18 protein-coding genes and 1 tRNA gene are annotated in these 19,110 nt (G+C 68.4%); 6 read left to right on the plus strand and 13 right to left on the minus strand.

All coding sequences use genetic code 11. From position 1 onward, the window contains the following. Position 1 precedes the first annotated feature (1 nt). From ABUE11_RS13415 to ABUE11_RS13445, 7 genes are all read right to left on the minus strand, one after another. On the minus strand, positions 2–1,213 hold the full coding sequence (locus tag ABUE11_RS13415; RefSeq protein WP_367068818.1) for an ABC transporter permease: 1,212 nt from the start codon (positions 1,211–1,213) through the stop codon (positions 2–4). Next, positions 1,213–1,947, minus strand: coding sequence for an ABC transporter ATP-binding protein (locus tag ABUE11_RS13420; RefSeq protein ID WP_367065766.1), 735 nt, complete (start codon positions 1,945–1,947; stop codon positions 1,213–1,215). The genes ABUE11_RS13415 and ABUE11_RS13420 overlap by 1 nt, the downstream gene beginning before the upstream one ends. Continuing rightward, positions 1,944–3,305: an efflux RND transporter periplasmic adaptor subunit gene (locus ABUE11_RS13425; RefSeq protein WP_367065767.1), complete on the minus strand. Its 1,362-nt coding sequence runs from the start codon at positions 3,303–3,305 to the stop codon at positions 1,944–1,946. Before ABUE11_RS13425 ends, ABUE11_RS13420 begins: the two co-directional genes overlap by 4 nt. Further along, positions 3,302–4,732: an efflux transporter outer membrane subunit gene (locus ABUE11_RS13430; protein ID WP_367065769.1), complete on the minus strand. Its 1,431-nt coding sequence runs from the start codon at positions 4,730–4,732 to the stop codon at positions 3,302–3,304. The genes ABUE11_RS13425 and ABUE11_RS13430 overlap by 4 nt, the downstream gene beginning before the upstream one ends. 78 nt (positions 4,733–4,810) lie before the next feature. Next, entirely contained in the window at positions 4,811–5,854 is a 1,044-nt protein-coding gene (gene tsaD, locus ABUE11_RS13435) for a tRNA (adenosine(37)-N6)-threonylcarbamoyltransferase complex transferase subunit TsaD (protein ID WP_367065770.1), read from the minus strand. 54 nt (positions 5,855–5,908) lie between these two features. After that, on the minus strand, positions 5,909–6,346 hold the full coding sequence (locus ABUE11_RS13440; RefSeq protein WP_367065771.1) for a CBS domain-containing protein: 438 nt from the start codon (positions 6,344–6,346) through the stop codon (positions 5,909–5,911). 84 nt (positions 6,347–6,430) lie between these two features. Continuing rightward, positions 6,431–7,096 (minus strand): DUF937 domain-containing protein, encoded by a 666-nt coding sequence (locus tag ABUE11_RS13445; RefSeq protein WP_367065772.1) that lies wholly within the window; start codon positions 7,094–7,096, stop codon positions 6,431–6,433. A 379-nt stretch (positions 7,097–7,475) separates the two neighbouring features. Between ABUE11_RS13445 and ABUE11_RS13450 the strand changes: the two genes are divergently transcribed. The 3 genes from ABUE11_RS13450 to ABUE11_RS13460 are packed head-to-tail and all read left to right on the plus strand — an operon-like array spanning position 7,476 to position 13,441. Continuing rightward, positions 7,476–8,765, plus strand: coding sequence for an efflux RND transporter periplasmic adaptor subunit (locus ABUE11_RS13450; RefSeq protein ID WP_367065773.1), 1,290 nt, complete (start codon positions 7,476–7,478; stop codon positions 8,763–8,765). Between the two features lie 15 nt (positions 8,766–8,780). Continuing rightward, on the plus strand, positions 8,781–11,951 hold the full coding sequence (locus ABUE11_RS13455) for an efflux RND transporter permease subunit (RefSeq protein ID WP_367065775.1): 3,171 nt from the start codon (positions 8,781–8,783) through the stop codon (positions 11,949–11,951). After that, positions 11,948–13,441, plus strand: a complete 1,494-nt coding sequence (locus ABUE11_RS13460) for an efflux transporter outer membrane subunit (RefSeq protein ID WP_367065776.1) — start codon at positions 11,948–11,950, stop codon at positions 13,439–13,441. Before ABUE11_RS13455 ends, ABUE11_RS13460 begins: the two co-directional genes overlap by 4 nt. Before the next feature lie 133 nt (positions 13,442–13,574). Here the strand turns inward: ABUE11_RS13460 and ABUE11_RS13465 are convergent. From ABUE11_RS13465 to rpsP, 4 genes are all read right to left on the minus strand, one after another. Beyond that, positions 13,575–13,650, minus strand: a tRNA-His gene (locus ABUE11_RS13465). Positions 13,651–13,673: 23 nt separating this feature from the next. After that, positions 13,674–14,441 carry a tRNA (guanosine(37)-N1)-methyltransferase TrmD gene (gene trmD / locus ABUE11_RS13470; RefSeq protein WP_367065778.1) on the minus strand — a complete coding sequence of 256 codons (768 nt, stop codon included), beginning with the start codon at positions 14,439–14,441 and terminating at the stop codon, positions 13,674–13,676. Between the two features lie 7 nt (positions 14,442–14,448). Beyond that, positions 14,449–15,021 carry a ribosome maturation factor RimM gene (rimM, locus tag ABUE11_RS13475; RefSeq protein WP_367065779.1) on the minus strand — a complete coding sequence of 191 codons (573 nt, stop codon included), beginning with the start codon at positions 15,019–15,021 and terminating at the stop codon, positions 14,449–14,451. An 88-nt stretch (positions 15,022–15,109) separates the two neighbouring features. Then, a complete protein-coding gene (gene rpsP, locus ABUE11_RS13480; RefSeq protein ID WP_367065780.1) occupies positions 15,110–15,361 on the minus strand; it encodes a 30S ribosomal protein S16 in 252 nt (83 codons plus the stop codon). A 124-nt stretch (positions 15,362–15,485) separates the two neighbouring features. Between rpsP and ABUE11_RS13485 the strand changes: the two genes are divergently transcribed. Next, entirely contained in the window at positions 15,486–16,007 is a 522-nt protein-coding gene (locus ABUE11_RS13485) for an N-acetyltransferase family protein (protein WP_367065781.1), read from the plus strand. Positions 16,008–16,029: 22 nt separating this feature from the next. Continuing rightward, the gene (locus ABUE11_RS13490) at positions 16,030–16,482 is read left to right on the plus strand and encodes a hypothetical protein (protein WP_367065783.1); all 453 of its coding nucleotides are present in this window, start codon (positions 16,030–16,032) and stop codon (positions 16,480–16,482) included. Positions 16,483–16,531: 49 nt separating this feature from the next. Here ABUE11_RS13490 and ABUE11_RS13495 read toward each other — a convergent pair whose 3' ends face one another. Together ABUE11_RS13495 and ABUE11_RS13500 are read right to left on the minus strand one after the other, a co-directional pair. Beyond that, entirely contained in the window at positions 16,532–17,542 is a 1,011-nt protein-coding gene (locus ABUE11_RS13495) for an inorganic phosphate transporter (RefSeq protein ID WP_367065785.1), read from the minus strand. Between the two features lie 24 nt (positions 17,543–17,566). Then, a complete protein-coding gene (locus ABUE11_RS13500; RefSeq protein ID WP_367065786.1) occupies positions 17,567–18,214 on the minus strand; it encodes a DUF47 family protein in 648 nt (215 codons plus the stop codon). A 233-nt stretch (positions 18,215–18,447) separates the two neighbouring features. On the opposite strand from ABUE11_RS13500, the gene ABUE11_RS13505 reads away from it, so the two are divergent. Beyond that, the gene (locus ABUE11_RS13505) at positions 18,448–19,032 is read left to right on the plus strand and encodes an outer membrane beta-barrel protein (RefSeq protein WP_367065787.1); all 585 of its coding nucleotides are present in this window, start codon (positions 18,448–18,450) and stop codon (positions 19,030–19,032) included. Positions 19,033–19,110 lie beyond the last annotated feature (78 nt).

A 19,110-nucleotide genomic window follows, 5' to 3' on the forward strand; every position in this document is an offset into this window, starting at 1 on the left:
ATCACTCGTGGCGCAAGGCCTCTATGGGGTCGAGCCGCGCCGCGCGCCGCGCGGGAAAGAAGCCGAACAGCACGCCGATGACGGCCGAGAAGGCGAACGCGAGGACGTTCACGCCCGGGTGGAACACATAGGGTATGCCCATGACCTGGGACAGCAGCACGGAGGCCCCCGTCGCCAGCACGATGCCCAGAAGCCCCCCGAGCGCGGCCAGCACCACGGCCTCGATGAGGAACTGCATCAGCACCTCGCGCTCGAGCGCGCCGATGGCCAGGCGCAGACCGATCTCGCGCGTGCGCTCGGTCACACTCACCAGCATGATGTTCATGATGCCTATGCCGCCCACCAGCAGGCTCACGGCGGCCACGGCGCCCAGCAGCGTGGTCATGACGCGCGTGGTGCCCGAGAGAGTGTCGGCGAGCTGCTTGGTGTCGAGCACGTTGAAGTTGTCGTCGTCAGTGTCCGAGAGCTTGCGCCGCTCGCGCAGCAGCTCGGTCAGGCTGGCCTTGACGCGCTCGGCATCGCTGCCGTCCTTCATCGACACCAGCAGCGTGGGCACGCGCGTGCTGCCGGTCACGCGCCGCTGCAGGGTCTTGAGCGGCAGCAGCACCAGGTCGTCCTGGTCGTTGCCGAACGCGCCCTGCCCCTTCGAGGCCAGCACGCCCACCACCTCGCAGGAGAACTGGCGCACGCGCACGCGCTGACCGATCGGGTCGGCGTCGCCGCTGCCAAACAGCTCGCGGCGCACGGTCTGGCCGATCAGGCACACGGCCGCTCCCACGCGCTGCTCATCCACGGTGAATTCGCGGCCGCTGGCCAGCGTCCAGCCGCCCGTCTGCAGCCAGGCGTTGGTACTGCCGAGCACGCTGGTGCTCCAGTTGCGCCCGCCGGCCACCGCGGTGGCGCTGGTGCGCGCCTCGGGCGCCACGGCCAGGATGCCGCCGATCTGCTGCGCGATCGCATCAGCGTCCACATCCTTGAACGAGGGCGCACCGCTGGCGCCACCCGGACCCATGCGCTGGCCCGGGCGCACCTGCAGCAGGTTGGTGCCCAGGCTGGCGATCTGGGCCTGCACGGAGAGCGTGGCCCCGTTGCCCAGCGTGACCATGGTGATGACCGCGCTCACACCGATGACGATGCCCAGCACCGTGAGAAAGGAGCGCATCAGGTTGCGCCGTATCGAGCGCAGCGCGAGCAGCAGGGAGTTGAGCAGCATCATGGCGCCACCTCCGCCCGCTCCAGCGCATGGGGATGGGGGTTGGGCTGGTCGCTGTCGATGCGCCCGTCGACGAAGCGCACGATGCGACGCGCGTACTGCGCCATGTCCGGCTCGTGCGTGACCATGAGCACGGTGATGCCGCGCTCGGCGTTCAGGCGCCAGAGCAGCTCCATGATCTCGCGGCTGCGCTGCGAGTCCAGGTTGCCCGTGGGCTCGTCGGCCAGCAGCACGGCAGGCTCGGTGACGATGGCGCGCGCGATCGCCACGCGCTGCTGCTGCCCGCCCGAGAGCTCCGCGGGCGTGTGGTGCTCCCAGCCCTTGAGGCCCACCGATTCGAGCGCACGCGCCGCCGCCTTGTGGCGCGCGGCCGCGCTTTCGCCGCGGTAGAGCAGCGGCAGCTCCACGTTCTCCTGCGCGGAGGTGCGCGCCAGCAGGTTGAAGCCCTGGAACACAAAGCCCAGAAAGCGCCGGCGCAGCCGCGCCCGGTCGTCGCGCGAGAGCGAGTGCACGGGCAGGCCGCGAAACAGGTAGCTGCCCGCGCTCGGCCGGTCCAGGCAGCCGATCAGGTTCATGGCCGTGGACTTGCCCGAACCACTCGGGCCCATGATGGCGAGGAATTCGCCACTGGCGATGTCCAGGTCCACGCCCTTGAGCGCCTGGAAGGCCAGATCGCCCTCGCCATAGACCTTGGTGATGCCGCGCAGCCGGATCAGCGGCTCGGCGCCGGTCATGGCCGCGCCCCCGCGGCCAGCTGGTCGGTGATGACCTGCATGCCAGGCTGCAGGCCTTCCGACTCCACCTCGGTCACGCGCCCGTCGCTGATGCCCACCTTGACGCTCATGGCACGGGGCACGCCGTCCTCGAGCACCCAGATCTGGCGCTGCGCGGCGCCGCCATTGGCGCTGCCCTTGCCGTCCCCATTGGCACCGCGGCGCTGGCCCGAGGGCGGCCGCGGCATGCGCGGCATGAGCTGGCCCATGATGCCGCCGCCACTCGCCTTGGCACCGCCCCCCTCTGCAGCCGCACCACCGCCCGCGGCGGGCTTGAAGCGCAGGGCCGTGTTGGGCACAGTGAGCACATCGTTCCTCTCGGTCGAGGTGATGGTGGCCGCGGCCGTCATGCCGGGGCGCAGGCTCAGGTCAGCGTTGTCCACTTCCAGGTAGGTGATGTAGGTGACCACGTTGTCGGTCTTGGTCGAGCCAAAGGCCACGCGCGTGGTGCGCGCCGGATAGGGCCGCGAGGGGTAAGCGCTGACGGTGAAGCTCGCCGCCTGGCCCGGCCGAACGGAGCCCACGTCGGCCTCGTCGACGCTGACCTCCAGGCGCAGGCGCGTCAAATCCTCGGCCAGCGTGAGCAGCGTCACGGCCTGCAGCGAGGCCGCCACGGCATTGCCCGGCTCCACGGCGCGCGACAGCACCACGCCGTCGATGGGCGAGCGTATCGAGGCCTTGGTGACATTGGTCTCATCGGTCGCCAGGGCCGCCCTCGCGTCCTGCACGCTGGCGCGCGCGGCGGCCTCGTTGGCCACGGCGCGGTCGTAGGCGGCGCGGCCGGTGTCTAGCTCGGCGGCCGAGGGCACCTTGCCGCCCGACAGGCGCGCCACCTCTTCCAGGCGCGCCAGGGCCGCGCGCGCCTCCTTCACGGTCGCCGTGGCCTGCGCCAGCTGCGCCTGTGCCGAGGCCACGGCGGCGCGCGAGCGCAGCACCTGGGCGTCGAGCTTGGTCGTGTCCAGCTCGACCAGCACCTGGCCCTTCTTCACCTGGTCGTTGACGTCAACGAGCACGCGGCGCACCGTGCCCGACAGTTCGCTGCCGATGTTCACCGAGCGCGTGGGCTGCAGCGTGCCATTGGCCGCCACGGTCAGCCTGACCTGGCCACGCTGTACCTCCTGTGTCACGTAACGCGGCGTGGCCTGGGCGCGCTTGCCCGCCTGCCAGTACCACCAGCCACCAGCTACGGCCACCAGCGCCAGCAGCGCCAGCCACAGGGTGATGCTTTGCCACCAGCGCCGTGCCAGGCCGTCGCCCAAAAGAGTCTGCAAGTCCTGCGCCGCGGGTGCGGCGGAGTTCGTCGATTGTTTTTCTGTCATGGTTGTTGCTCTGCTGCCTGCCATCCGCCGCCGAGCGCCTTGTACAGGCGCACATGGTCGGTCGCCACGCTGGCCACGGTGCTGGCCACGCTGTCCTGCGCCGTGAGCAGCGTGCGCTGCGTCTCCAGCACGGTCTGAAAATCCACCAGGCCGCTGGCGTACTGCTGCTGCGCCAGCAGGGCCGCATGGCCGGCCGCCTCGGCGGCGGCGTTCAGGCGCGCAAGCCGGTCGCGGTCGCCGCGCAGCGCCACCAGGGCGTCCTCCACGTCCTTGAGCGCGGTGAGCACCGCGGCCTCATAGCCCACGCGGGCCTGCTCCAGTGCCGCCTGCTGCACGCGCACCTGGGCGCGCAGCGCGCCGCCGTCAAAGACCGGCAGCGACACGCTGGCGAGCAGCGAGGCCACCGTGGCGCCGCCACCCGTGAGCGCGCCCACGGTGAGCGCACTCAGGCCCAGCGTGCCGCCTATGCGCAGGCTGGGCAGGCGCTGGGCCTCGGCCTGGACCACGCGCTCCCAGGCGGCGCGCACGCCGAGCTCGGCCTGGCGCACATCGGGGCGCTGGCGCAGCGTGTCTGCTGGAAAGGCCAGCGCCAGGTCCTGGGGCGGCTGCGGGACGGGCGCGCTGGCGGTGAGCAGCTGGTTCAGTGCCGCGGGCGGCTGGCCCGTGAGCACCGCGAGCGCATGGCGCGCCTGGGCAATGCCGGCGCGCAGCGCGGGCAGCTGGGCGGCCGTCTGCTCGACGATGGTGCGCGCCTGCTGCTCCACGAGCGCGCTGGCCAGGCCCGCCTGCATGCGCCAGGCGGTGATCTGCGCCGTCTCGCGCTGCGCGGCCAGGTTGCGCTCGGCAATGGCCAGGCGCTCCTGCTGGCTGCGCAGGCTGATGTAGTTCAGCGCCACCTCGGCCGACAGCGCCACCTGCGCGGCGGCCACGCCGGCCTCGGCCGACAGCAGGTCGGCCTCGCTGGCGCGCACGCCGCTGGCGATGCGGCCAAACAGGTCGGGCTCCCAACTCGCATCCAGCCCCAGCTGAAAGCTGTTGCCCGTGCTGCCACGGCTGCGGCTGCGCTGGGCCGAACCCGAGGCATCGAGCGACGGCAGCAGGCCCGCGGCCTGCACATCGCGCTGGGCGCGCGCCTGCTCCACGGCCGCGAGGGCGCTGCGCATGCTGGTGTGCGCGCGCAGCGCCTGCTCCATCAGGCCCGTGAGCCGGTCATCGCCTAGCTGCTGCCACCATTGGGAAAGATCGGCCGCCTGCGGCGCAGCCGGCGACTGCTGGCCAGACCAGGCGGCGGGAACACTCACGTCGATCGCCGGCGTTGGCGGCGCCTTTGTGGCGCAGCCGGCAAGCAGCAGGACGGCGAGCAGCGATGCCCGGGAGTGAGGCTCCAGCTTGAATCTTGATGTAACAAATAACGGGAAAGGCGGCATGCCACGCATTGTTGCAAGGCCGCTTGTCGGCCCCGCCAGCGCCCGATGAACTTTTGTAAAGATGGCCGAGGGTGTCGCTCAGCTCGCAATCGCATCGAGCGGCCAGCGCGGCTTCACATCGAAGGCGTAGTCGCGGTTGGCCTGCTGCCGGCCCGACTGCAGCCGCATGGCCGCGGCCATGGCGATCATGGCGCCGTTGTCGGTGCACAGGTGCAACTCGGGGTAGTGCACGCGCACGTGTCGCTCGGCGCAGGCGGCGTCGAGCTGGGCGCGCAGCAGCCGGTTGGCCCCGACACCACCGGCCACGACCACGCGCCGCATGCCGGTTTGCTTGAGCGCCGCCAGGGTTTTCTTGACCAGCACCTCGACGATGGCGGCCTGGGTGCTCGCGGCAAGGTCGGCCTTGCGCGCCTCGAGTTCATCGCCCAGCTTCTTCGCCTGGGTCAGCACCGCAGTCTTGAGCCCGGCAAAGGAAAAATCCAGGTCGCCGCTGTGCAGCAGCGGCCGCGGCAGCTTGAAGGCCTTGGCGTCGCCCCGCTCGGCCAGGCGCGACAGCGCGGGGCCGCCGGGATAGCCCAGGCCCATGAGCTTGGCCGACTTGTCGAAGGCCTCTCCGGCCGCGTCGTCAATGGTTTCGCCCAGGATCTCGTAGCGGCCCACGCCGTCCACGCGCATGAGCTGGGTGTGGCCGCCCGAGACGAGCAGCGCGACAAACGGAAACTCGGGCGGGTCGCTGCTCAGAAAGGGCGAGAGCAGATGGCCCTCGAGGTGGTGCACGCCCAGCACGGGCTTGTCGAGCGCCGCGCCCAGCGCGCAGGCCACGCCCGCGCCCACCAGCAGCGCCCCGGCAAGCCCTGGGCCGCGCGTGTAGGCGACCACGTCCACGGCATCCAGACGCTCGCCGGCGTCTTGCAGCACCGTCTCGGTCAGCGGCAGCACACGGCGGATATGGTCACGGCTGGCGAGCTCTGGCACCACGCCGCCATAGTCCTGGTGCATCGCAATCTGGCTGTGCAGCGCGTGCGCCAGCAGCCGGGGCACGGCGGCGCCATCGTCGGCGCGCACCAGGGCCACGCCGGTTTCGTCACAGGAGGATTCGATGCCCAGGATCAGCAGACTCATGCCTGCGAGTGTAGTGGCCGCCCCGGGTTGCGGCGGCCACGGGGGCTTTGGAGGTCACCGGGCGCCGGTGATGTAGCGCTCCATCTCGGTGATGATGAACTGCTGCTCGGAAATCACGCTCTTGACCAGGTCGCCGATGGACACCAGGCCGACGACGCGCTCACCGTCGAGCACCGGCAGGTGGCGCAGGCGGTTCTCGGTCATCACGGCCATGCATTGCTCCGCGCTGTTGGATGGGTGCACAAAGCGCACCGCGCTCGTCATGACCTCGCGCACCGGCGTGTCGATGGAGGCGCGGCCCAGCAGCACCACCTTGCGGGCATAGTCGCGCTCGGTGAAGATGCCCGCGATCCGCTCGCCCTCCATGACCAGGAGCGCGCCGATGCGCTTGTCGGCCATGAGCTTGAGCGCCGTGAGCACGGTATCCGACGGCGCGACCGAATGCACCTTGGCTTCGGGTTTGGACTTGAGGATTTCTGCAACGCTGGTCATGTCGGCCTCCCGGGCAGTGGAACGTGGTGAAAGCTTAGCCGAAAGTTTCCACGGAACCGAGGCACAGTTGCAACGACATGCCCTTCAGCGACGCCCACCGAGCAGCCCGGCGCCGATCTTGACCAGATCGCCCAGTCCCAGCTGACCATCACCGTCCTGGTCGAGCAGGCTTCCCAGCAGGTCGCCGCCGGGCATTCCGGCGCCCTGGGCACGTGCGCGCTCCTGACCCAGCATCTGGCCCAGGCCGCCCGCATCCATGCCGCCGGCGCTCACGCGCTGCGCGAGGAAGGACATGACGATGGGCGCCAACATCTGCAGCAGCTGGCCGGCATTGCCCCCGAGGCCCGACGCCTGACCGAGGGCGGACTCGGCGCGCTCGCGCCCACCGCCGAAGATATGCCCGAGGATGGCCGCACCGGCATCCCCGCCCGGTGCCGCCCCCATCTGAGCGCCACCGCCAAGCAAGGAGCCCAGCAAGCCGCCCAGATCGGCGCCCCCCAGGCCCATGGCCTGTTGCGAGCCGGCCGGCATATGGTCACGCTGAAGCGCGCCAAACAGCGCCTCTGCCCCCTGCGCGTCCTGCGCATTGCGCCCCAGCCCGCCCAGCAGCAGCGGCAGCGCCATTTCGACGGCACTTTGGGTCTGGGCCTGGTCAGTGCCCAGTTGTTCGGCCATCCGCTGCAGCGACGGGCCCTGCAGCTGCTCCAGCAGCTGGGCGGCAAGCAATTGATTGGATTCGGGGGTGCTCATGGTGGTTTGCTCCTTGCCTGGTTGTCGGCGGCGCACGCGGCCGCGCGTGGCGCTATGGTAGGCGCCATCGGCGCCGCGGCCTATGTCAGAAGGTGACGCTCGCCCCCCTTTCCCTCGGCGTTCATGCTTGTTTGCACTTGCGGGCATCGACGCCGGCGCCATGCGTCTGCCATGTAAAGAAGCATAAAGAACCGCATCCACCGCCACATGCAGGGCGCCAATATGCGACAGTCTGGTCTGACTTTCTGTAACAACCGCTGGATGCCCCAGGACCTTGGCCCATTCCGGCCAGGACAATGCCTTCGCTGCCCCCACAGCCCCTAGCCCCATGACTCCCGCGCACCGCGACCTCCCTGCTCACCCGTCACCTGGGCGCACCATGGCCCAGACCACGGACCGACGCCGCCCACACCGGGGAATCTGGCTGGCGACATGTGCTCTGTTGCTGGGTCTGACGGCCTGCGGCGACAAGGGACAGCAACCGACCACACCACAGGGGCCCACGCCGGTCGGCGTGATCACGCTGCAGCCGCAGAAGCAGCAGCTCGATGCCACCCTGCCCGGCCGCACGCGCGCCTATCTGAGTGCCGAGGTGCGTCCCCAGGTCTCGGGCATCCTGCAGCAGCGCCTGTTCACCGAAGGAGCTCTGGTGCAGCGCGGCCAGGCGCTCTACCAGCTCGACGACCGGTCTCTGCGCGCCGCCGTGGCCAGCGCCGAGGCCGCGCTCGCCAAGGCCGAGGCCAGCGCGCGCACGCAGGAGGCCACGGCCCGGCGCAACGCCGAACTCGTGAAGATATACGCCATCAGCCGCCAGGCCTTCGACGAGAGCCAGGCGGCCGCCGCCCAGTCGCGTGCCGACGTGGGCGTGGCACGCGCCAATCTGGAGACGGCGCGCATCAATCTGCGCTACAGCCGCATCGAGGCGCCGATTGCCGGGCGCACCAGCCTGTCCAGCGTCACGCCGGGCGCCCTGGTCACGGCCAACCAGGCCAATGCGCTCACAACCATCGTACAGATGGACCCTATGTACGTTGACTTCACGCAGTCGAGCACCGACCTGCTGCAGCTCAAGCGCGACTGGGAGGCCGGCCGCTACCAGAAGGTGGACGGCAACCAGGCGCGCGTGCGCATACGCCTGGACGATGGCAGCGACTACGCGCACGAGGGCCGGCTGCAGTTCGCCGGGATGATCGTCAACGACACAACGGGCACGGTGACGCTGCGCGCCGTGGTGCCCAACCCGGACGGTCTGCTCATGCCCGGCATGTATGTGCAGGCGCTGCTGCCCACGGGCGTGGCGAGCGACGCGCTATTGATTCCGCAGCAGGCCGTGAGCCGTGACCTGACCGGGCGCGCCAGCGTCCTGGTGGTGGGCGAAGGCGATGTGGTGGAAAAGCGCACCGTGGAGCTCGCGCGCGCCCTGGGCAGCCGCTGGCTCGTCGACAGCGGCCTCAAGGCCGGCGAGCGCCTGGTGGTCGACGGCTTTCAACGCATCAAGCCCGGCGACAAGGTCAGCCCCCAGGCGGTGGAGCTGAACGCGAAGAACGGCGGCGCCGCCATACCCACGGCGCCCGAGGACGGCAAGCGCCCCGCCCTGCCCGCGGCCGATGGCCAGACCGTGGGGCAGGGCGTGGACATCGCCGCCCCGCGCGCCGGCGCCTCGAAGTAAACGCGGCAGACCGCCATGGCCCAGTTCTTCATCAACCGCCCCATCTTCGCGTGGGTGCTGTCCATCATCATCATGCTCGCCGGCGCGCTGGCAATCTTCACGCTACCGCTCGAGCAATACCCCGACATCGCGCCGCCGCGCGTGACCATATCGGCACAGTACACGGGTGCCTCGGCCGAGACCGTGGAAAACTCGGTCACGCAGATCATCGAGCAGCAGCTCAAGGGCATAGACAACATGATCTACATGAGCTCGACGTCGGACGCGTCGGGCCGCTCGGCCACCACGCTGACGTTCACGCCCGGCACCAACATCGACGTGGCCCAGGTGCAGGTGCAGAACAAGCTGCAGGCGGCCATGAACCGCCTGCCCGAAGCGGTCAAGAGCCGCGGCGTGTTCATCAACAAGGGCGGCACGGACTATCTCGTGACCTACGCCTTCTTCTCGGACGATCCCAGGGTCACGGCCGTGGACGTAGGCGACTATCTGAACTCCAACCTGGTGGACGTGATCGGCCGCATCGACGGCGTGGGCGACGTGCGCGTGTTCGGCACCTCCTACGCCATGCGCATCTGGATGGATCCGGCCAGGATGGAGAAATTCCAGCTCATGCCCTCGGACCTGATCGCCGCGCTCAACGCGCAGAACGCCCAGGTCTCGGCCGGCCAGCTCGGCGCCCTGCCCGCCGTGCCCGACCAGCAGCTCAACGCCACGATCACGGCGCGAACCAAGCTGCAGACGGTGCCGGAGTTCGAAGCCATCGTGCTCAAGACCGCCACCGACGGCGCCGTGGTCACGGTCAAGGATGTGGCGCGCGTGGAACTCGGCCCCGACACCCTGTCGGTCAAGGCCAAGCTCAACGGCCGGCCCGGCGCGGGCCTGGGCATCGTGCTGGCCGACGGCGCCAATGCCATGGCCGTGTCCGACGCCGTGGCCGCCAAGCTCGCCGAGCTCAAACCCTTCTTCCCCAACCAGATCGACTATTTCGTCAGCTCCGACTCCACGCCCTTTGTGCGCGCCTCCATCCGGGAGGTGGTAACCACGCTGGCCGAAGCCATGGTGCTGGTGGTGCTGGTGATGTTCGTCTTCCTGCAGAACCTGCGCGCCACGCTGATCCCGGCGATTGCCGTGCCCGTGGTGCTGCTGGGCACCTTCGGCGTGCTGTCCGCAGCGGGTTACTCGATCAACACGCTGACCATGTTCGCGCTGGTGCTCGCCATCGGCCTGCTGGTGGACGACGCCATCGTGGTGGTGGAGAACGTCGAGCGCGTGATGCACGACACCGGCCTGCCCCCAAAGGAGGCCACACGCCAGTCCATGCGCGAGATCACGCCGGCCCTCGTGGGCATAGGCGTCACGCTCGCTGCGGTGTTCGTGCCCATGGCCTTCTTTGGCGGCTCCACGGGCGTGATCTACCGCCAGTTCTCCATCACCATCGTCTCGGCCATGGCGCTGTCGGTATTCGTGGCGCTCACGCTCACGCCCGCGCTGTGCGCGAGCATCCTCAAGGCACCCGCGCACATGGCGCAAGAGCCGCGCGTGCGCACCGGGCTGCTGGGCCTGAACGACCGCTTCTTCATCTGGTTCAACCGCCGCTTTGACGCCGGCGCCACGCGCTACCAAAGCCGCGTGGGCTGGATGCTGCAGCGCGCCAGGCGCATGCTGCTGATCTTTGCGGCCATCTGCCTGGCCGTGTGGTGGATTCTGGCGCGCGTGCCCACGGCCTTTCTGCCCGAGGAGGACCAGGGCTATGTGTTCGGCACCATCAACCTGCCCGCGGGCGCGACCGATGCGCGACTGCAAGGCGTGCTCGACGAGGTCAACGCCTATTTCAAGACCGTGCCCGAGGTCATCAGCTTCAACCAGGTCTCGGGCCTGTCGGGCGACCAGAGCTCGGCGCGCGCCTTCATACGCCTCAAGCCCTGGTCCGAACGCCCGCTGGCCAGCCAGTCCGCGGGCGCGATCGCGCACCGCGCGACCGAGGACTTGGCCAGGATCCGCGACGCGCGCATCTTCATCTCGCCGCCGCCCGCGGTGCGCAGCCTGGGCTCGACCTCGGGCTTCAACTTCATGCTCAAGGACGTCAACGGCCTGGGCCACCAGGCGCTGCTGGACGCGAAGAACAGGTTTCTGGCCGAGGCGCAGAAACGCCCCGAGCTCACCAGCCTGCGCGCCACGAACCTGGACGACGCCACCGAGCTGCGCCTGGACATCGACGACCGCAAGGCCGCGGCCCTGGGCCTGAGCTACGACGCCATCAACGGCGTGCTCGCGAGCAGCATTGGCGGCACCTATGTCAACGACTTTCTGCACAACGGCCGCGTCAAGCGCGTCTACATCCAGGGCGACGCGCCGCACCGCATGCTGCCGCAGGACCTGGGCAAATGGGCCGTGCGCAACAAGAACGGCGAGATGGTGCCGTTTGGCGCCTTCTCGCGCGCCTACTGGGCCCATGGCTCGCCCCAGCTCATGCGCTACAACGGCGCGCCCGCCTATGAGCTGGTGGGCAGTGCGGCACCGGGCGTGAGCTCGGGCGTGGCGATGAAGGTCGTCGAGGACATATTGAAGGACATGCCCCAGGGCATTGCCTACGAGTGGACCGGCGCCTCGCTGCAGGAGCGGCAGTCGGGCGCCCAGGCGCCCATGCTCTACGCGGTCTCCATCCTGTTCGTGTTCCTGTGCCTGGCGGCGCTGTACGAGAGCTGGACCGTGCCCATGTCGGTGATGCTGGCCGTGCCCCTCGGGGTGCTGGGCGCACTGCTTGCAACCTGGTCGCGGGGTCTCGCCAACGACGTGTATTTTCAGGTCGGCCTGATCACCACCGTAGGCCTGGCATCCAAGAACGCCATCCTGATCGTGGAATTTGCCGTGCAGCTGCAGGAACAGGGCCGCCGGCTCTTCGATGCCACGCTGGAGGCCGTGCGCCTGCGCCTGCGCCCCATCCTCATGACCTCGCTGGCCTTTGGCTTCGGCGTGCTGCCGCTGGCCCTGGGCACGGGCGCCGGCGCTGGCGGACGCAATGCCATCGGCACGGCCGTGCTCGGCGGCATGGTGGCCTCCACGGTGCTCGGCATCTTCATGGTGCCGGTGTTCTTTTTGCTGATCCGCAGCTGGTTCAAGAGCCATTCACGTCATGAGGATGCACCCCAAGCCGCGCCCACCCATCACCCGGAGAGCGCCGCATGACGCGCCTCAACACATCCAGGCTTTGCACCATCTCCCTGGCCTGCGCCCTGCTCGCGGGCTGCAATCTTGCGCCGCGCTACCAGCAGCCGCCACTGCCCGTGCCCGACAACATGGCCCCCGCCCTGCCCCCGGGCGGCAACGCTGCGGATGCGCTGCCGCTGCCCGAGTCCGGCCCCATGGCCTGGCAGGACTTCGTGCAGGAGCCGCGCCTGCGCCGCCTCGTCGCCCTGGCGCTGGAGCACAACCGCGACCTGCGCGTCGCGCTCTTGGCCATGGAGCGCGCGCGCGCCCAGTACGGCATCACACGCGCCGACCTGCTGCCCACGGTGAACGCCACCGGCGCCGCCAATCGCACGCACACAGCCGACGACCTGACCACCGCGGGCCGCCCCAACACCAGCGGCCAATACAGCGCCACGCTGGGCTTCAGCAGCTACGAGATCGACTTCTTCGGCCGCGTGCGCAACCTCAACGAGGCCGCGCTGCAGGAGTTTTTCCGCGTCGAGGAGAACCGCCGCAGCGTGCAGCTGAGCCTGGTGGCCGAGGTCATGAACGCCTGGCTGCAGCTCGACGCCGATGCGCGGCGCCTGCTGCTGGCACGCGAGACGCTGCGCACACGCCAGCAGGCGCTCGAGCTCACGCGCCGCAGCCACGCGCTGGGCGCGAGCTCCGCCCTGGCCCTGGCGCAGGCGCAGGCCAGCGCGGACAGCGCACGCGTGGACGCGGCCGCCTTCACCTCGCAACTGGCGCGCGACCGCCACGCCCTGACGCTGCTCGTGGGCACGCCCGTGGACGCGGCGCTGCTGCCCGATGCCGCTGCTCAGCCCGAAGCGCCGCCCTCAGACAAAGCCGGCACCATCCCCACGCTGGCCGCCGCCGCGGCACCGGCCACGGCGCTGCTGGCCATCGCGCCCGAGCTGCCCTCCGCCGTGCTGCTGCACCGCCCCGACCTGCGCGCGGCTGAGCATGTGCTGCGCGCCAGCCACGCCAACATCGGCGCGGCGCGCGCGGCCTTCTTCCCTGCCATCACCCTGACAGCCTCGGTGGGCACGGCGAGCAATGCGCTCTCCGGCCTGTTCGATGGCGGCAACGGCACCTGGAGTTTTGCACCGCAGCTGCGCCTGCCCATATTCGACGCCGGGCGCAACCGAGCCGCGCTGCGCGTGGCCGAGCTCACGCGCGACCAGGCGCTGGCCCAGTACGAGAAGGCGATACAGACGGCGTTTCGCGAGGTGGCCGACGCGCTCGCCGAGCGCGCCACGCTGGACGAGCGCCTCGTTGCCCAGCGCTCGCTGGTGCAGGCCAGCCAGCGCGCGCTGGAGCTGTCGGACGCGCGCTTTCGCCTTGGTGCGGACAGCTATCTCGCCGTGTTGGACGCCCAGCGCTCGCTCTATGCGGCGCAGCAGACCGAGATCTTGCTGCGCCTGGCCGAGCAGGTCAACCGTGTCACGCTCTACAAGGTGCTTGGCGGACAGTGGAGCAATGGCTGAGCTCCCAATACCGAGACACGATCGCGGCGCGCCGGCACGGGCAGCACCGCTTGATCGAGGAATCAAGCCACGATTGCGGCGCCCAAAGAAAAAGCGCGCTACCGAATTGATAGCGCGCTTTCCTTGTGTTATCTGGGGTGGCTGATGGGACTCGAACCCACGACAACAGGAATCACAATCCTGGACTCTACCAACTGAGCTACAGCCACCGTAGACGAAGATTATAGCTTGATTATTTCGATCCTGACCGAAGCGCGAGGAATTCTTCGTCCTGGCGCGTCAGCTCGCCGCGGCTGCGCGCCGCGGCCAGCAGGTCGGGGCGGTGCTGCGCCGTGATCAACAGGCGCTGCTCGCGGCGCCAGCGCTCGATCTGCGCATGGTGGCCCGACATCAGCGGTGCGGGCACGGCCTGGCCCATCCATTGTTCGGGCCTGGTGTAGTGCGGGCAGTCCAGCAGGCCGTCGAGCGCGGGGTTGAAGCTGTCGAGCTGGTGACTGCCCTCATCGTGCAGCACGCCGGGTTGCAGGCGCGCCACGGCGTCGAGCAGCGCCATGGCGGCGATCTCCCCACCCGACAACACGAAGTCGCCCAGGCTGATCTGCACGTCGACATGGGCGTCGATGAAGCGCTGATCCACGCCCTCGTAGCGCCCGCACAGCAGGATGGCGCCCGCTCCAGCGCTCCAGCCTTCGACCTGTGCGTGATCCAGCCGGCGGCCTATGGGCGAGAACAGGACCAGAGGGGCGCGCGTCTCCTCCTGCTCCGCGCGATCGGCGCGAATGGCGGCGAGACAGCGCGCCAGGGGCTCGGCCATCATGACCATGCCCGGACCGCCGCCAAAGGGGCGGTCGTCCACGCGGCGGTAGTTGCCCTCGGCATGGTCGCGCAGATTCCACAGCCGCACCTGCACCTGGCCCGATGCATAGGCACGGCGCGTCACGCCGCTGGCCAGAAAGGGCTCGAACAGCTCGGGAAACAGGGTGATGACGTCGAAGCGCATCGGAACGTCAATAGTCGGGCTGCCAGTCGACCGTGATGCAGCGTCCGGCCAGATCCACCTTGTCCACATAGGCGGAGACAAAGGGAATCATGCGTTGCTGGGGCTTGCCTTCATGCTCATAGCCGAGCACCAGGGTCGTCTGCGGGCCTGTGGCGAGCAGTTCGCGCACCACGCCCAAGTTGACACCCTCGCGGTTGACGACGGTCAGTCCGATGAGATCGACCCAGTAGTACTCGTCCTCCTGCGTCGCGGGGAAGCTCTCTCGCGGCACGAAGACGCGCGCGCCGCGCAGCGCCTCGGCGGCGTCACGGTCATCCACGCCCCGGGCCCAGGCGACGATGGCGTCGGAATGGCTGCGTGCCTGGCGTATCGGCAGCTGAACGGTGCCGACGAAAAAGCTCTTGCCGCCCCTTTCCGCGGGCTGCAGAAACCAGGTCTTGCTGGCAAACAAGGCCTCGGGGGCGCTGCTGTAGGGCAGCACCTTGAACCAGCCCTTCACTCCCCAGGCATCGGCGATGCGGCCCACCTCCACGGCGTCTGCAGGCAGGTCGGCGGCTTCCAGAACGGGAGGTTGTGACATGGCGTGGATATGCGAGAACTCGGAAACGAAAAAAGGCGGGTCCGGTCGCCGTTGCGCCGGAGCCCGCCTGCGTGGCAGTGCGCGCGGATCAGGCGGCCTTCTTGGCGGCCTGCTTGACCAGACGATCCACGGTAGCGGAGGTCTGTGCGCCCACGCCCTTCCAGTAGGTCAGGCGGTCCTGGGCGATGCGCAGACCCTCTTCGCCTTCCTTGGCGGAGGGGTTGTAGAAGCCCAGGCGCTCGATGAAGCGGCCATCGCGGCGCACGCGCTTGTCGGCGACGACGATGTTGAAGAACGGACGGCCCTTGGAGCCGCCGCGGGAGAGTCGAATCACGACCATAATGAATCCTTCGGGTGGTTGTGCAGCAACTGCTGCGCTGTTTTCACTGCGTTTGAGACACGCGACTTGGCCACCCGGCCAGCGACACGCAGCAAAGCCGGCAATTATATCCATATCCACGTCAATGCCTATGATTCGCGCGAGCAGTGACGGCGACCTGCCCGCCATCACCGCCATCTACGCCCACCATGTGCTGCACGGCACGGGCACCTTCGAGATCGATCCACCCACCTGCGCCGAGATGGCTGCACGCCGCGCCGAGGTGCTCGGCCGTGGGCTGCCCTACCTCGTCGCCGAGGAGCGGGGCCAGGTGCTGGGTTTTTGCTACTGCAACTGGTTCAAGCCCCGACCGGCCTACCGCTTCTCGGCGGAAGACTCCGTCTACGTCGCAGACGGCGCACGCGGGCGCGGACTCGGTCGGCTGCTGCTCGACGCGCTGGCGCAGCAGGCGCAGGCCGCGGGCGTGCGCAAGCTCATGGCCGTGATCGGCGATTCGGCCAACGTGGGCTCCGTGGCGCTGCACCGCGCCGCGGGCTTCACGGAGGTCGGCGTGATGCGCTCGGTGGGCTGGAAGTTCGGCGCCTGGCGCGACATCGTGCTCATGGAAAAACCCCTGGGTGCGGGCGACTCCACGCCACCCGAGTGATGCAGCGCCAATAATCCACGCCATGAAGAACAAGACCATTGCCGCCTGGCTCGCCTTCCTGGGAGGCCCCCTGGGCCTGCACCGCTTCTACCTCTATGGCGCTGGCGACATGCTCGGCTGGCTGCTGCCCGTGCCCACGGCGCTCGGGCTGTATGGCATCGAGCGGCTGCAGCAATGGGGGCAGGACGATCAGCTCAGCTGGCTGCTGATCCCCCTGCTGGGCTTCACGATGGCCGGATGTGCGCTGTGCGCCATCATCTATGGCCTGATGCCGCCAGAGAAATGGAATGCGCGCTTCAACCGCAGCGCAGCCCCCGACGCCCCGCCCGGGCGCACCAACTGGTTCACGGTGTTTGCCGTCACGACATCGCTGCTCGTGGGCGCGGGCGTGCTGCTCGCCAGCATCGCGTACAGCCTGCAGCACTACTTCGAGTACCAGGTGCGCGAGGGGCGCAAGATTTCACAGGAAAATTAGGCTCCAGCGCTTATCCATCAAGCGCTGAAAGCTATTAATTTCGCAGTAATCAGTAGAGCTGCAGACTGATCCAGTAGGCCACGGCGGCCACGAAGGCACTGGCAGGAATGGTCAGAATCCAGGCCCAGACGATATTGCCCGCCACGCCCCAGCGCACGGCACTGGCGCGCTGCGTGGAGCCCACGCCGACGATGGCGCCGGTGATGGTGTGGGTGGTGGAGACCGGCACGCCCAGCATGGTGGCAAGGAACAGCGTGAGCGCTCCGCCGCTTTCGGCGCAGAAGCCGCCCACGGGCTTGAGCTTGGTGATCTTCTGCCCCATGGTCTTGACGATGCGCCAGCCGCCGAACATGGTGCCCATGCCGATGGCCGCATAGCAGGAGACGATAGCCCAGATGGGCGGCGAGCTGTCGCTGGCCGAGGCATAGCCCGTGGCGATCAGCAGCAGCCAGATGATGCCTATGGTCTTCTGTGCGTCGTTGCCGCCATGGCCCAGGCTGTAGGCTCCGGCCGAGAGCAGCTGCAGACGGCGGAACCATTTGTCCACCTTGTTCGGGCGCGTGCGCCGGAAGATCCAGGCCACGCAGACCATCATCAGCGAACCGAGCACGAAGCCGAGCAGCGGCGAGATGAAGATGAAGGCCACGGTCTTGAAGATGCCGCTGGCCACCAGCGCACCGGTGCCCGACTTGGCCACCACGGCGCCGACGATGCCGCCGATGAGCGCGTGCGAGGAGCTGCTGGGAATGCCGTAGTACCAGGTGATCACATTCCATGTGATCGCCCCCACCAGCGCGCCGAAGACGACATGGGTGTCGACCACTCCCGGGTCGGCAATGCCCTTGCCCACGGTGGCCGCCACACTCAGGTGGAAGATGAAGATGGCGATGAAGTTGAAGAACGCCGCGAACACGACGGCCTGGGTGGGCCTGAGAACGCCCGTGGAGACCACGGTGGCAATCGAATTGGCCGCGTCGTGAAACCCGTTCATGAAATCGAACAGGATGGCCAGCGCCACCAACACGACCACGACCCACAGGGCGGTTTGTACCGGTTCCATGGTGTGAGTTGCCCTAGCGGCGGATCAGGAGTTCTCGAGGATCACGCCCTCGATCAGGTTGGCCACATCCTCGCACTTGTCGGTGATGGTCTCGAGCAACTCGTAGATGGCCTTGAGCTTGATGAGCTCGCGCACATCGGTTTCCTCGCGGAACAGCTTGCTCATGGCGCTGCGCAGCACGCGATCGGCATCGCCCTCGAGGCGGTCGATCTCCTCGCAGGTCTTGAGCGCCGCCTCGGCCATGGCCGGGTCAGCAATGCGCGCGAGCAGCTTGACCGCATCGCGCACGCGCTCCACGCATTTGACGCTCAGGTCCGTCAGGCGCGAGATCTCGTCCGTCATGTGACGGATGTCATACAGCGCCATGGCCTCGGCCGAATCCTGGAACAGGTCGGCCACATCGTCCATGGTGTTGATCAGCGAGTGGATCTGCTCGCGGTCGATGGGCGTGATGAAGGTGCTGTGCAGCGCGCGGTTGACCTCATGCGTCACACGGTCTGCGGCGCGCTCTGCGTTGTCCACATCCTGGTTGTACTGGTCCCGCAGGTGGGCATCGCCGTAGTTGGCCACCAGCTGCGAGAACGCGCGCGCCGCTTCGACGATACGGTCGGCATGCTGGTTGAACATATCGAAAAAATTGCCCTCGCGGGGCAACAGCTTTCCAAACAACATGTCGAATCCTGATCGAACTTTGGTGTTTTGTGACGCCGCAGGGTCGCCATCGTGTGACAAGCCTGCGAAAGGCGCGAGTTTAACCGCCGGCCGACTGCCCCCAGGATCGCCCGGGTAAACCCTTGAGATCGTCAGATTATTCCTACGCATGCGCCTCTCTGCCACGCACAGACCCTATCCCCCTGCGGTCGTAAATTGGGCCGCAGAACATCAGACATGACTGAGGAGGGTGCATGCGATCGAGCCTTCAACTCCTGTTGTGTGCCGCGCTGATGGGCTGTGGCATCCCTGCCGGTCTGGCGCAGTTGCGCACCCCGCCTTCGTCGGACCAGCCACCATCGGGCTATGTCGGCATGAGTGGCGGCATGTCCAGGTACGACCTGCGCAGCGGCAGCGGCTCCTTTGACTTTGACGACCGGGACACGGCCATCAGGCTGTACACGGGTGTCTATTTCCATCCCAACCTGGGACTCGAAGTCAGCTACCTCGACATGGGCAAGGCCCACCGCATCGGCGGCGACACCCGTGCGCGCGGGCTGGGCCTGAGTCTGATCGGTCGGCTGCCGCTGACTCCGCAGCTCGACCTTCTGGGTCGAGTGGGCTCCCTGTATGGGCGCACCCGTACGCAGGGGATGGGCGGCTATGGCGTGCAGCTGGGCAAGGACAGTGGCTTCGGCCTGTCCTATGGCGCGGGACTGCGTTGGGCATTCACGCCGCAGTGGTCGGCGGTACTGGAATGGGAGCGTCACCGCCTGCACTTTGTCGACCGCAACTCCGACGTGGATACGGCCACGCTGGGTCTGCAGTACAGCTACTGAAGTCAGAGCTACAAAAAGCAAAAAGCCGCTTCCACGGAAGCGGCTCTGCGCCCTGAACCTTGCGGATTACAGTGAACT

It is taken from the genome of Oryzisolibacter sp. LB2S (genome assembly GCF_040732315.1).
GTDB classification, from domain to species: Bacteria; Pseudomonadota; Gammaproteobacteria; order Burkholderiales; family Burkholderiaceae_C; genus Alicycliphilus; species Alicycliphilus soli.

Excerpts from the sequence above, each read along its gene's own strand:
- ABUE11_RS13415 (WP_367068818.1), bottom strand. The coding sequence starts at position 1,213 with ATGCTGCTCAACTCCCTGCTGCTCGCGCTGCGCTCGATACGGCGCAAC.
- ABUE11_RS13420 (WP_367065766.1), bottom strand. The coding sequence starts at position 1,947 with ATGACCGGCGCCGAGCCGCTGATCCGGCTGCGCGGCATCACCAAGGTC.
- ABUE11_RS13425 (WP_367065767.1), bottom strand. The coding sequence starts at position 3,305 with ATGACAGAAAAACAATCGACGAACTCCGCCGCACCCGCGGCGCAGGAC.
- ABUE11_RS13430 (WP_367065769.1), bottom strand. The coding sequence starts at position 4,732 with ATGCCGCCTTTCCCGTTATTTGTTACATCAAGATTCAAGCTGGAGCCT.
- tsaD (WP_367065770.1), bottom strand. The coding sequence starts at position 5,854 with ATGAGTCTGCTGATCCTGGGCATCGAATCCTCCTGTGACGAAACCGGC.
- ABUE11_RS13440 (WP_367065771.1), bottom strand. The coding sequence starts at position 6,346 with ATGACCAGCGTTGCAGAAATCCTCAAGTCCAAACCCGAAGCCAAGGTG.
- ABUE11_RS13445 (WP_367065772.1), bottom strand. The coding sequence starts at position 7,096 with ATGAGCACCCCCGAATCCAATCAATTGCTTGCCGCCCAGCTGCTGGAG.
- ABUE11_RS13450 (WP_367065773.1), top strand. The coding sequence starts at position 7,476 with ATGGCCCAGACCACGGACCGACGCCGCCCACACCGGGGAATCTGGCTG.
- ABUE11_RS13455 (WP_367065775.1), top strand. The coding sequence starts at position 8,781 with ATGGCCCAGTTCTTCATCAACCGCCCCATCTTCGCGTGGGTGCTGTCC.
- ABUE11_RS13460 (WP_367065776.1), top strand. The coding sequence starts at position 11,948 with ATGACGCGCCTCAACACATCCAGGCTTTGCACCATCTCCCTGGCCTGC.
- trmD (WP_367065778.1), bottom strand. The coding sequence starts at position 14,441 with ATGCGCTTCGACGTCATCACCCTGTTTCCCGAGCTGTTCGAGCCCTTT.
- rimM (WP_367065779.1), bottom strand. The coding sequence starts at position 15,021 with ATGTCACAACCTCCCGTTCTGGAAGCCGCCGACCTGCCTGCAGACGCC.
- rpsP (WP_367065780.1), bottom strand. The coding sequence starts at position 15,361 with ATGGTCGTGATTCGACTCTCCCGCGGCGGCTCCAAGGGCCGTCCGTTC.
- ABUE11_RS13485 (WP_367065781.1), top strand. The coding sequence starts at position 15,486 with ATGCCTATGATTCGCGCGAGCAGTGACGGCGACCTGCCCGCCATCACC.
- ABUE11_RS13490 (WP_367065783.1), top strand. The coding sequence starts at position 16,030 with ATGAAGAACAAGACCATTGCCGCCTGGCTCGCCTTCCTGGGAGGCCCC.
- ABUE11_RS13495 (WP_367065785.1), bottom strand. The coding sequence starts at position 17,542 with ATGGAACCGGTACAAACCGCCCTGTGGGTCGTGGTCGTGTTGGTGGCG.
- ABUE11_RS13500 (WP_367065786.1), bottom strand. The coding sequence starts at position 18,214 with ATGTTGTTTGGAAAGCTGTTGCCCCGCGAGGGCAATTTTTTCGATATG.
- ABUE11_RS13505 (WP_367065787.1), top strand. The coding sequence starts at position 18,448 with ATGCGATCGAGCCTTCAACTCCTGTTGTGTGCCGCGCTGATGGGCTGT.